The organism is Corynebacterium sp. HMSC072A02, assembly GCF_001810085.1.
Taxonomy (GTDB): Bacteria; Actinomycetota; Actinomycetes; order Mycobacteriales; family Mycobacteriaceae; genus Corynebacterium; species Corynebacterium hesseae.
This window is the reverse complement of the sequence record NZ_KV799832.1, coordinates 129847-142603: the sequence shown is the minus strand read 5'-3', so window position 1 is coordinate 142603 and position 12757 is coordinate 129847. Positions and strand designations below refer to the sequence as shown.

Here is a 12757-nt window from a genome sequence, read left to right as displayed (position 1 = left end):
CAACACGCTGGGAAAACAAACCCGGTTTGGCGGAGACTCACCCTACAGGGACGATTGCCGGCTCACCGTCCACATCTACAACGCGGACTGACAGCCCATAGAGTTCCTCAATAAGGGCAGGGGTGATGACCTCGCGCGGCACGCCCGCGTCCCGCACCGTTCCATCTTTCATCGCCACGACGTGATCCGCATAGCGCAATACATGCGCCAAATCATGAATGACCGCAATAAGGGTTTTGCTTCCTGCCAGCTGCCGCATCAGCCGCATGAAGGAATGCTGGTATCCAATGTCAAGCGCGCTCGTTGGCTCATCCAAGAAGAGCACAGGCGTTTCCTGGGCGAGGGCCATGGCCAACCAAGCACGCTGACGCTGACCGCCAGACAACGCCGCTACCTCGGCCGTCTCCAGTTGTTCAAGGCCCACCTTTGCTAGCGCACGACTAACGGCACGCTCGTCCTCCTGGCTCCTCCACCCCATAAATCCTTGGTGGGCGAATCGCCCGCGCGCAACCAGTTCCCTGACATTGATCCCTTCGGGAGCTATGGATTGCTGCGACATCACGGCGACACGCCGAGCGTAGCTACGCCGAGAGAATGCGGCTGCATCTTCTTCGCCAATGCACACCGCGCCCGCGTTCGGCATTTCCAACCGCGCCAACACCTTCACCAAAGTGGATTTTCCACAACCATTGGGGCCGATAATGGCAGAAAATTTCCCGGCCGGAAAAGACACATCCACCGAGTCGAGAATTAACGGGGCAGTCCTCCCATAGGACATGCTCACCCCCTCAGCCCGCACGCTCGGCGCACCGTCACATACTTTTAGTTGGTTCACTTTACTGACCTTTCATTCCGGCAGATCGGGATTGCCACAGCAGCAAACCCGCCAGGTAGATGCCACCGGCGCAGACCGTAATAAGACCGGCAGGCAGAGTAATTGGGAAAAACAGCCGCTGCCCTGCTAAATCGGCAGCGAGCAAGAAAAGTGCACCGAGGACTCCAGAGAGCAACACCGGCGTCCTGTCTGGACGCGAGAGCAACCGAGCCATATGTGGGGCCGCGAGGGCAATAAATGAGATTGGGCCCGCTATCGCCGTCGATACAGCGACAAGAACTGTGCCAACCAGAACCATCACCACACGTGCACGACTCACGTTCAACCCCAACGCACTCGCCGTGCTATCCCCCAGGGCAAGCGCGTCACACCAGCCACGCAGCAGCAACCCAGCGACGCACGCCGCGCCTCCCAGCACCCCCAATGGAATAACTCGCGCCCAGGACACAGCATTCAATGTTCCAGCAGCCCAAGTCGCCGCACCTAGGGACTGCTCCAACTCACCACTAAGAATCAACCACTTGTTTATTGCTGAAAGGAAGAACGTCACTCCAATCCCCACCACAACCAGCCTTGCTCCCGTGAGCCTTCCGGCAAATGAAAGCCCCATGATGAGTAACGCAGTGATAGTCCCACCCACCAACGCGCCTAGCGCAATGTTGAATGCGGAGCTAAAGCTCGCCAAGGAGACCGCGATGACACCGGTATAGGCACCGGTATTAAACCCGATAATGTCGGGTGACCCCAGCGGATTGTGGGTGAGGATCTGAAAGATGGCGCCCGCTATGCCCAAACACATTCCTACGACAATCGCGGCAACCACCCGCGGAGCACGCCATTGCCACACGACGGTGGCCGCAAAGTCAGTGCTATTGGGATTCGTAGCCACGGACCACAACGCTGCGCTATCCTGCCCGGCACCAGGCGAGAAGAGCGAATAGGCAGCAATAGCCAGCGCGACGATCACAATGCCTGCAAAGGACAAAACACTTCTCACGCTCACAATCACAGCCTCCTTCCAGCGCGATGGGACAGCGCAATCAATACTGGGGCACCAATGAGCGACACCGTGACGCCAGCCGGCAACTCAGCAGCAGTGAGGTAGCGGCCCACAATATCGGCACCCAATAAAAACAAAGGCCCCACCACGGCAGCGGCGACAAGCTGTGCCCGCTCTTCGTATATCCCGCACAGCCTGACAACATGCGGGATAACTAGTCCAACGAACACAATCACCCCCGCCGCTGCGGTGGCGGTAGCAGCCAACACCGTTACCGCCGCGACAAGCCCCAAACGAGTCAGTTTGAGGTTAATGCCGAGACTCGCCGCAACGTCATCCCCCAGAGCAAGGGGCGGCAAGTGGCGAGCAAAGACAATCAGTAGCACCACGCCTACCACCAGTCCGCCGAAGGCAATCACCACTGGCGTCCACGAAGCAACGTCAACGGAGCCCGTCACCCAAGCACGGATTCTTGCAAAGGCGTGAGGATCTATCAGGATCAGCGCGGAGGACAGGCCCTCACATACCGCCCCGATGGCTACGCCTGCAAGAATCAGTCTCAGCGGATCAACATCGCCCGCTCTGCCACGCCCGACCGCGGTGACCAGCAGCATGGTCACTGCCGCACCGATGATGGCTGCGAGCGAAAACGCAAAAGGTGATTGCCACCCCCACCAGCCCAGAGCAATGGCGGCGGCCAAGCTGGCGCCTACGTTAATCCCGAAAACTCCGGTATCTGCCAAAGGGTTGCGCGTCATGATCTGCAGAACTGCACCAGCGAGGGCCAAAGCACAGCCTGCGCAAACAGCAACGAGTGTACGGGGAAGACGCCTCTCCCACACGATCGAGGAAGCTATACCAGGCTGTCCCCGAAGGGCGGCCAACACGTCGCTGAAGGGAATGCTACGCGCGCCCAACGCCAGTGACAGCGCCACGCCGATACAGAGAATGGCAAGGCCAGCAACTACTACCCAACCAAGACGCCGGGTATTTCTCTTTCCGGCGCGCAACCCCTGCTCAATCACCGACACCACCCAAATACCTTCATATGCTCACGTTTCCTTAGCTCGACCTAATTTAGGTTAGGCTACCTTTTATGAACATTCGAAAGAAAATCGCACCCCGCACCCCTCTCCTCCGCCTCACTGCTGTTGGTCTTACCGCAGCGCTAGCGCTCACCGGCTGCGCCAGCCTCGAAAACACCAACTCAAACGCTGACGCTTCTAACCCTGCGTCCTCACCGTCCGGGAAAGAATCAGGAAACTCCAATTCAGCCTCGGGAAATGACTCCGTGGCCACCGGAGGCGAAGGCTTTGCCGGGGCGAGAGAGAAAAGCCAAAGCTTTGGCAGCGATGCAGCCCCTGGTCAATTCCCACGCACGGTCACGCATGCACGCGGAACGACCGAACTCAAAGAAAAGCCACAACGGGTGGTTGTTCTAGAAAGCGGCGAACTCGATTCCGTCCTAGCACTCGGCATGAAGCCAGTCGGCATGACCACGTCCAAGGGCCAGAATCCCGTCCCGGATTACATGGCCGACAAAGCAAGTGACATCGAAACGGTAGGCACGATCAACGAAGTCAATATGGAAAAGATTGCTTCGCTCAACCCCGACCTCATCATCGGCTCGCAGCTGCGCATGGATAAGCACTATGACCAGCTCAATTCCATCGCACCTACCGTTTTCTCGATCCGCCCTGGATACACCTGGAAAGAAAACTTCCGACTCATCGGTGAAGCCCTCGGAGAAGAGGAGCGCACCGAACAAGTCATGGCCGACTATGACAAGAAGATCGAAGAAGTAAAGAAGGTCATTAAGGACGGGCCAGCTAGCGAAGACACCACCGTCACCATTCTGCGCTTCATGCCGGGCAAAGTACGCCTCTACGGGCGCCTTTCACTCATTGGAACGGTGCTTGATGACGCCGGCCTCGCCCGCCCCGCCAACCAGGACATCGAAGAGCTCGCTGCAGAAATCTCACCGGAGAACATTGACCAAGCGGACGCCGACTACATCTTCTACTGCAGCTACGGAGATCCCTCCGCCACCGGCCAAGACACCGCCATTTCCACTGCGGCGTTCCAGCAGCTTCCAGCGGTTAAAGACGGCCATGCTATCGAGGTCAGCGACGATACGTGGGCACTCGGCCTAGGTCCAATGGGCGCACAGAAGATCGCGACAGATCTCACGGAGTATCTCAGTCACTAACACGGGGGTAGCAACCTCCCCTCAAAACAACACCTGTGGGATTGACTCACCCCAACTTAAGGGGCTAGCTTTCATGTAAGCGAGATGGGTTACACGTCTACGATTTCTGTGCGGCGGACCATATCAAGGTCACCGATTTCTCGCTACTCAGGCCAGGCCATTGCCTGGCTGCTCCCCACACACAAGAAGGGTGGTCGCACATGAATACTCACTTCATTAGGCAGCGTCGTTCTTCCGACCGGCCACCGGTTGTGTACGCCAGCGTTAAATAAGCACCTCTTTTCACACAGACTGAACGGCACGGCGCAGAGTATGCGCCCGTGTTGGACTAGAAAGTCTGCAATTTCCGCTTTCCGCAAGGCCGCACCAGTGTGCCTTGAGACCCATAAAGGTTGTAATCCATGACTAACGATGCTCACACCCCCGTTCCCGAATCCACCGACATTGACGCCGCGCTGATCGCCGACGCCGCGGCCCAGGCCCACTCCTGGCTCGCCTCCACCGCCGACGAGCAGGACCCGGCCACAGAACAGCTCGCAGACTTATTGCGCAACCCGGACGGGGTGGCCTTCACCATGGACTTCGTGGACCGCGTCATGCGCCCCGAGGATGACAAGGTAGCCGCCCACGCGCTGAAGTCTGTCACCACCACCTATGACGCGTCCTTCCTCGGCCTCATCAACGGCTCGCTGGTGGGCCTGGGTGGCTTCTTCGGTCCCATCCTGCCCAACCTGGTCATGCCGCTGGCGCGCATGCGCATGCGCCAGATGGTCGGCCACCTGGTCCTCGACGCCGAGAGCGATGCACTGAACAAGACCCTGGACAAGGCCGCCGAGTCCGGCGAGCAACTCAACCTCAACCTCCTCGGCGAGGCCGTGCTGGGTGATGCGGAAGCGCGCTCCCGCGCTGAGCGCACCCTCAAGCTCATCAAGAACCCGCGCGTGACCTACGTGTCCGTCAAGGCTTCCTCCATGGTGGCCCAGCTCAACCCCTGGGATATCGAGGGTTCCTTGGTCCGCCTCAAGGAGCGCCTGCGCCCGCTGTACGAGGCCGCCGCGCGCCGCCCGGACAAGGTCTTCATCAACCTGGATATGGAGGAATACCACGACCTCCACCTCACCGTGCGCCTGTTCACCGAGCTGCTCAGCGAGCCGGAGTTCACCAACCTCGAGGCTGGCATCGTCCTGCAGGCTTACCTGCCGGATACCTTCGACGCCTTGGCGCACCTGGCAGAATTTGCCAAGCAGCGCGTGGCCGAGGGTGGATCTCACATCAAGATTCGCATCGTCAAGGGCGCAAACCTCTCGATGGAGCACGTCCAGGGTGAAATCCACGGCTGGCCGGCAGCACCTTATGCCACCAAGGATGAGGTGGACGCCAACTACTACCGCCTGCTCGACTACATCCTGCGCCCCGAGTTCGCCGACTGCGTGCGCATCGGCGTGGCCACCCACAACCTCTACACCGCGGCTTTTGCCTACAAGCTGGGCACCAAGCGCGGTGTCATGCGCATGATGGATTCCGAAATGCTCCAGGGCATGTCCCCGGCCCAGCAGGCCGCGGTCCGCGATGCCTTCGAGGGCCGCCAGATCCTCTACACCCCAGTGGTGCACATGGAGGACTTCGATGTCGCGGTCTCCTACCTGGTGCGCCGCTTGGAGGAAAACTCCGCACCACAGAACTTCCTTTACGCCCTCTTCGCCCCGGAGGAGCAGGCGCTTAAGAACCAGGAGCAGGTCTTCCGCGAGGCCGTCGAGCAGCGCTGGGATACCTTCGCCGGCCCGCGCCGCACCCAAAACCGCCTGGAGGAGGCCGAGCAGGCTGCCGGCCGCCAGGCACCGCGCACAGGGCGCTTCGCCAACGAGCCAGACACCGACCCGGCCCTGGAAGCCAACCGCGAGTGGGCGCTCAAGGCCCTGGCCACCGACCCGGGTGAGCATGGCGTGGAGGAGGTGACGGATGCGGGGGTCGTCGACAAGCACGTGGCCCGCGCCGCCGAGCTCGGCGCCGAGTGGGGCGCGCGCCCTGCCGAGGACCGCGCCCGCGCCCTCGAGGCCGTGGCCGATGAGCTGGCCAACCGCCGCGGCGAGTTCATCTCCGTGGCCGCCTACGAGGCCAACAAGACTGTCACGCAGACCGACCCGGAAATCTCCGAGGCCATCGACTTCTGCACCTACTACGCGCAGTCCGCGCGCCTGTTGGAGAGCTACGCCGCCGAGTTCACGCCCCACCGCGTGACCGTGGTGACCCCGCCGTGGAACTTCCCGGTGGCCATCCCCACCGGCGGCATCGCGGCAGCACTCGCTGCGGGTTCGGCCGTCATCATCAAGCCAGCGCCGCAGGTCGTGCACTGCGCAAAGCTCGTCGTGGAGGCCTTCCGCGCCGGCCTCGAGGCACAGGGCCTCGACCCGGATCTGGTCCAGCTCGTCTTCACCGATGAGGGTGACGCCGGCTGCGCGCTCATCTCCCACGACGATGTCGACGCCGTCATCCTCACCGGTGCTTCCGATACCGGCAAGCTCTTCCGTTCCTGGAAGCCGGAGCTCAACATCATGGCGGAGACCTCCGGCAAGAACGCGCTCATCATCACCCCGTCCGCGGACCCGGACCTGGCCATTCAGGATCTCTACCTGTCCGCCTTCGGCCACTCCGGCCAGAAGTGCTCCGCATCCTCCCTGGTCATCTTCGTCGGCGCGGCTGGCGAGTCGCAGCGCCTGCGCTCGCAGCTTGTCGACGCCGTCAAGACCCTCATCACCGGCCCCGGCTACGACATCACCACGACGATGAATGGCCTAGCCGAGGCCCCGGGCGAGAAGCTGCTGCGCGGCCTGACCCAGCTGGAGCCGGGTGAAAAGTGGCTGGTGAAGCCGGAGAAGCTCAACGAGGAGGGCACCCTGTGGTCGCCGGGTATCCGCGATAACGTGCGCCCAGGTTCCTGGTTCCACGTCAACGAGTGCTTCGGCCCGGTGCTTGGCATCATGCATGCGGAGACCCTGGATGAGGCCATCGAGTGGCAGAACTCCACCGGCTACGGCCTGACCGGCGGCATCCACACGCTGGATAACGACGAAATCGATTACTGGCTCGAGCGCGTCGAGGTGGGCAACGCCTACGTCAACCGCGGCATCACGGGCGCGATTGTGCAGCGCCAGTCCTTCGGTGGCTGGAAGAAGTCCGTCATGGGCCCGGGCGCCAAGGCAGGCGGCCCGAACTACGTGACCCAGTTCGGCACCTGGTCCGAGGGTCCGCTGCGCCCCTTCGACGTGGACATCTCGCAGCCGGTGGCAGCCCAGCTGCGTGCCTTTGGCAAGCTGGAGCTCTCGGAAGAGGACACCGCTTGGCTGTGGCGCGCGGCAGAGCTCGATGAACTGGCTTGGCAGCAGGAATTCGGCCGCAAGCACGACCGCGCCGGCCTGGTCTGTGAGGCCAATGTCTTCCGCTACCGCCCGGTGCTCACCCCGCTCCAGGTGCGCATTGGCACTGATGCCGCGCTTCGCGACGTCTCCCGCCTCGCCCTCGCCGCCACCCGCACCGGCTCACCCGTGCGCTTCAGCGCCGCGCCGGAGAAGGCCGCGGAGCTGCGCGAGCTGGGCTTTGACATCGATGCCGTGGAGGCAAGCGCCTTCGCCCGCGAGGTTTCCGGCTTGGAATCCGCGCGCATTCGAACCGTGGGTTCTGTCGAGCCAGGCGTCTTTGAGGCCGCGGTGGAATCCAACTCCGTGGTCCTGGACCAGCCGGTGCTGGCCGATGGCCGCCGTGAGCTCCTTCCCTTCCTCCTCGAGCAGGCGGTCTCGGTGACGATGCACCGCTTCGGCATCATCCGCCAGGTAAGCAGCATCCGCGCATAGTCGTTTCCCTGGGCCATATGGAAAGATATGGTCCATGACTACAAACACTGGTGACTCCACCGCGCCGGAACCCGAAACAACACAGTCCGCCGCGGTGGCACAACCTATCAGCGAAGAAGCCACTATCCCGGTCTCGACAACCGATGACAAATCCCGCGTCCTTGGACGCGACGCCATTTCCCTGGCCAAGGTGTGCCTGATCTTTATCATCGTGGTGGCGGGCGTCGGCCTGGCCGGCTACCTGCTGAAGTTCATCTGGGTAGGCCTGCTGCCGGTCATCCTGGCCATCCTGGTGTGCACGGTGCTCTTCCCCGTGACGAACTGGTTACGCGCGCACAAGTTCCCGCGTGCGTTGGCCTCCATCACCACGTTGCTGGGATTCTTGGCCATCATCGGCGGTGTCTTCGCGGCGATGGCCCCGGTGGTGTCCTCCCAGGGCGCTTCCTTGGTCAATCAGGCTGAAGGCGGCTTGAACAAGCTCGTCGATATGGCCAAGGACCTGCCCTTCGATATTGATGCCGCGAAAGTCCAGGAAGTCCTCGATGACGCCATGACCTTCATCAAGGGCCAAGCTTCCAACATCGCCACCGGGGTGATTTCCGGCGTATCGATGGCCAGCTCCATCGCCATGGCGCTCGCCATCATGCTCTTCGTAGCCTTCTTCATCCTCAAGGACGGCGATAAATTCTTGCCGTGGCTGCGCACCTATACCGGCTACTCCGCAGGTTGGCACGCCACCGAGCTACTGACTCGCGTGTGGAACACGTTATCCGGCTTCATTCAGGCACAGGCAGCCGTCGCAGCTGTCGACGGCATCCTCATCGGCCTCGGCCTCTGGGCTCTCCAGGTACCGCTGGCCCTTGTCATCGGCGTGGTTACGTTCTTCGCCAGCTTCATCCCGGTCATTGGTGCTGTCACTGCGGGTGTTTTGGCCGTCGTCATCGCTCTGGTCTCCGATGGGCTGACGAAGGCCTTGCTCGCTTTGGCACTCATCATCATCGTCCAACAGGTGGAGGGCAACGTGCTCCAGCCGATGCTGCAATCCAAGGCCATGGGCCTGCACGCCGCGATGGTTCTGCTATCCGTCACGGTCGGCTCCGCCCTGGCCGGCATCATCGGCGCCTTCCTGGCTGTGCCGGTGGCTGCCACCATTGCCGTGGTCTTCCGCTACCACCAGGAGATGGCCAGCCTACGCGCCGGCGAAATCGAAGCTAAAAACATTAAGATTTCCACGGCGGAGGGCCATGAGGACGTCATGGAGCTCTACGAGAACCTAGAGGCCAGCGGCGCCCGCTAGGTCAATGAGCTGCTCTAGCACCGACTGAACACACTGCTTCCCTCTTGCCGGACTCCGGTGCAAAATTTGGATTAGGCGATACTACGACAACGCCCGAGCTATACAGCTCGGGCGTTGTCCGTTTAGAGGCTAAGCAGTCCTAGGACTCCTTGCGGCGTCCAGGCCACAGAAGCACTAGTGCTGATGCAATTAGCACGAGTGCAAGACCCGCGATGATCGCTACGTCTGCACCGGTATTCGCAAGAACACGAGACTTGGGGCTATCTTGGTTCTTCACAGAATGCGAGCGCTCAGATGTAGGCCCATCCACCGTTGATGGCTGCTCAGTAACGTGGCTTGCAGGCTCTTGAGCCGGCTGCGCCTTGGGAGCCTCGGGCGCTGGGGTATCCGGCTGGTGGTTCTTAATCAGGAGCGGAACAATGGCCAGCGGTACCAACGGGATGAGCCATCCCCATGTACTCGAGCCTTCCTTAGGCTTATCGCCTTCGGGCTTGTCCGGATTCGACGGCTGCGGTGCTGACGTAGGAGTCGAAGTAACTGTCACTGGGGGACATGGATCATCCTCCGTTGTCTCAGTAGTCGTGCTCTCTGTTGAGGACTCGGATTCAGTCACAGTCGTGGCCTCAGAGCTTTCAGTTCCTTCAGGCTCGGTCTCCGAAGGCGATACCGTCGTGGTGACGGTACTCGTCACGCACTGCTCGGTACTCGTTGGCGTCGTAGAAGAAGACTCAGTCGAAGACTCCTCCGTAGTCGGCGACGGCTCAGCGGAAGAAGACGTCACCGAAGACGACGGAACAACCAAAGAAGACACAGAACTCGACGACGAGCTCGACGAAGACGACGAAGACTCCGTAGTCGGCGACGGCTCAGCAGAAGAAGACGTCACCGAAGACGACGGAACAACCGAAGAAGACACAGAACTCGACGACGAGCTCGACGAAGACTCCGTAGTCGGCGACGGCTCAGGGGTAGGTTCTTCTTCTACCGTTAGGGTTGTCCTCGCAGTAGCCTGTTTAAACAATGGCGAGTTGTGGCTTTCAACCTTCGCACCAAAATGCTCTCTTTCGGGCTCGAAGCTGCAGGTTTTGGAGCGAACTAGCTGCTCAATGTGAATGGTCGACCCTTCTGGAATCCAGACATCACCAGCAAACTTTTGATCATTAATCTTCCACTGGTACCTGTGCAGCCAACGGTAGAAGCCGAAATCTGTACCATCCGCACCCGTCCAGATTTCTGGTTCAGCCGACGGATTTGGCGTCGAAGCAGGATAGTCCTCAGTCTGGAAGACCTGATCCGTAAAGTCGGAACCATTCTTATCCGTGACAGCAAAGGTGGCAGGGCCCTCCAACTCGAAATCGTTGTTATCCGCACCCAACCACAAATCTGCTAGCCACGTGCCGTACTGTCCAGGATTCTCGAAGTGGAGGTTACCTGTAGCCAGACGCACGCATTGGTCTCCGTTTGGGTCCTCAACCATGTCCCAATTGCCCCACGTCCAGTCGAGCGTCGGCCGAATATCCACCTCCGTGGCCACGCCGATTCCAAGGTCTTCACCAGGCTTGGCTTCCTCACTGACTGTCACAGGAATGTCCACACTCATTGTGGGGTTCGGGCCAAGCGGAAGTTTTTCAACTGGAGTGAACTCAAACAGAATACTGTTGTGTTCTTCGTCCACAGTCACGTCCAAAGGGGTGCGGGACTGACCATCACCCCACTGGAAGGACAGCTGATCAACGTTCTGAACGATCAGCTTTGGATCGACCTGCAGCTCAAAAAGCACCGCGGTGGCATCCGATTCACCGTACCGCCATGCCCCAGTTTCCGGGAAAGGTACATCGCCTGTAAGCGTGACATGGGCAACCGCCGAGTCACCTGGCTTAACCTTTTGGCGGTCTGTTTGGAGCGTGATTGATGCTTCGGGCCCTTGACCTAGATCATCACCGTGTTGAGTAGAAAGACTTGGATCCGTCAGCGCTGCCTCAGACGCGTTCGGAAGCGCCACCGCTGTAGCGGTAATGACGGCAGTAGCCGAGACAAACGCGCACAGCTTAATGGATAACGATTTTGAAATTTTCATGACAATCCCCATGCAAACTGAAAATGAACTGGCACAAGCACCTATTCCAGCTGTGAATATATCCCGTTCATCCAGACTCAGCAACGCCTGTAGCGCCTAACCCCCGATTGCCAACCCCACACCTAATGGTGTTGGTAACAGAAACATTTATTTATCGGCACGCATCACAATCCCGGAAGCACACCACGGTGCACCAGGCGGCACGAGTGTGTGAACCCTCATGCTGGTCGCAATACACAATTATGCACCCGACAACTGCCCTATGGAGGGCCTAGTCCGCGGACACCGTGCCGAAGGCGGCGGCCAACTCCTCCGCCGCGCGGTCGAGCACCGAGGCCCACGAGCCATAGGATTCTTCGTTAGCGGTGTCCGAAACCTGCTTGAGAAGCGTGCACGGCACACCAAACTTTCGGCACACCGCAGCGATGGCGTAGCCCTCCATATCGCACAGCGCAGAATCCTGGGCAAGGCGCGTGCGGGTCGGGGTATCCGAAATAAAGGCGTCACCCGTGGCAAGCGTGGCGGTCGGCAGCTTACCGGAGGTCTCTAGCTCGATGACCTCCGGGAGCAGATAGCGGGAGACATCGCTGAGCACCTCCAGGTGAAAGTCGTGCTTGCGTACGTGGGAGATCTCGAAGACGCCTGAGAGATCGTCGCGAAGCGCGCCCGCAGTACCGATGTTGATGACACGCTCCGGCAACACCTCTGCCGACGCCAGCACCGTTGTCAGCTCGATGGCGGCGGGAACCGTACCAATACCCGTGATGAGCAGCGGCGCTCCCTCAGGAACATGCGTGGCTTCGGCATCCACGGCGGCGACGAACAGTGTACGACCAGACAGATTCTCCATGCCTGAGAGACTACCCGCTGACCCGAGGAATGCTCTCCGTAACTCTGGCCGGGGTCTCTGCGGCCTTTGTAGGGTCTGGAACCACACCGAGACCTCAGAAAGGAGAACACAATGTTCACACCACGAGTTTTCGCCGGAGCCGCACTACTTTGCTTCCCCCTCATTGCATGCAGCAGCCCAGAAGAGGTTCAGGCCAGCCCCGTCGCCGAAGTCTGCGAGGCAGGAAATGCCCACGCCGCTTTCGCCGACAACATCGCCCAGGTTCCCCAGTGGAATGGACATGAATGGGCACTGGTTGATTCCGCCCACTTCGATCCGTGCGCGGAGCTGAGTTGGCAGACCATTTCCGTCGAGGGTGCCACGGCCTCCTCGCCGCACCACATCATGCTCTTCCACTACGGCGAGTACATCGGCACCGCCACCGCCGAGCCCTACGCCTTCTTCCCCAGCGTCGAGCAAGTCAATGGCAGTGAGATTTCCGTGACCTACCACTGGCCGCAAGAAGACGACGCCAATGCCGCTCCGACGGGCACCACGGAAGCAAACTTCCGTTGGGACGCCGCCCAGAACAAAGTCATCATGAGCGGTGACGTTCCTCCTCGCTAAGATAAAAATAATCGTGCGCCTCACACGAGGCGCAC

At 60.4% G+C, this 12757-nt stretch carries 9 protein-coding genes; 4 read left to right on the top strand and 5 right to left on the bottom strand.

Features of this window, described 5'->3' with window-relative positions:
• Positions 1–37: 37 nt before the first annotated feature.
• The 3 genes from HMPREF2698_RS04275 to HMPREF2698_RS04265 are packed head-to-tail and all read right to left on the bottom strand — an operon-like array spanning position 38 to position 2770.
• Positions 38–778: an ABC transporter ATP-binding protein gene (locus HMPREF2698_RS04275; RefSeq protein WP_209167872.1), complete on the bottom strand. Its 741-nt coding sequence runs from the start codon at positions 776–778 to the stop codon at positions 38–40.
• 58 nt (positions 779–836) lie between these two features.
• Positions 837–1844 carry a FecCD family ABC transporter permease gene (locus HMPREF2698_RS04270; protein ID WP_083299193.1) on the bottom strand — a complete coding sequence of 336 codons (1008 nt, stop codon included), beginning with the start codon at positions 1842–1844 and terminating at the stop codon, positions 837–839.
• Complete coding sequence (locus HMPREF2698_RS04265; RefSeq protein WP_232755653.1) at positions 1841–2770, bottom strand: FecCD family ABC transporter permease; 930 nt, start codon at positions 2768–2770, stop codon at positions 1841–1843. The genes HMPREF2698_RS04270 and HMPREF2698_RS04265 overlap by 4 nt, the downstream gene beginning before the upstream one ends.
• Positions 2771–2931: 161 nt before the next feature.
• Between HMPREF2698_RS04265 and HMPREF2698_RS04260 the strand changes: the two genes are divergently transcribed.
• From HMPREF2698_RS04260 to HMPREF2698_RS04250, 3 genes are all read left to right on the top strand, one after another.
• Positions 2932–4044, top strand: a complete 1113-nt coding sequence (locus HMPREF2698_RS04260; RefSeq protein WP_070562363.1) for an ABC transporter substrate-binding protein — start codon at positions 2932–2934, stop codon at positions 4042–4044.
• 401 nt (positions 4045–4445) lie between these two features.
• A complete protein-coding gene (locus HMPREF2698_RS04255) occupies positions 4446–7892 on the top strand; it encodes a proline dehydrogenase family protein (RefSeq protein ID WP_070562360.1) in 3447 nt (1148 codons plus the stop codon).
• 34 nt (positions 7893–7926) lie between these two features.
• Entirely contained in the window at positions 7927–9189 is a 1263-nt protein-coding gene (locus HMPREF2698_RS04250) for an AI-2E family transporter (RefSeq protein ID WP_070562356.1), read from the top strand.
• A 139-nt stretch (positions 9190–9328) separates the two neighbouring features.
• Here HMPREF2698_RS04250 and HMPREF2698_RS13195 read toward each other — a convergent pair whose 3' ends face one another.
• Both HMPREF2698_RS13195 and HMPREF2698_RS04230 read right to left on the bottom strand, forming a co-directional pair.
• Positions 9329–11266 (bottom strand): hypothetical protein, encoded by a 1938-nt coding sequence (locus HMPREF2698_RS13195; RefSeq protein WP_141748924.1) that lies wholly within the window; start codon positions 11264–11266, stop codon positions 9329–9331.
• 271 nt (positions 11267–11537) lie between these two features.
• Positions 11538–12116 carry a nucleosidase gene (locus tag HMPREF2698_RS04230; RefSeq protein WP_070523666.1) on the bottom strand — a complete coding sequence of 193 codons (579 nt, stop codon included), beginning with the start codon at positions 12114–12116 and terminating at the stop codon, positions 11538–11540.
• Between the two features lie 111 nt (positions 12117–12227).
• On the opposite strand from HMPREF2698_RS04230, the gene HMPREF2698_RS04225 reads away from it, so the two are divergent.
• Positions 12228–12722, top strand: a complete 495-nt coding sequence (locus HMPREF2698_RS04225) for an LppP/LprE family lipoprotein (RefSeq protein ID WP_070562343.1) — start codon at positions 12228–12230, stop codon at positions 12720–12722.
• Positions 12723–12757 lie beyond the last annotated feature (35 nt).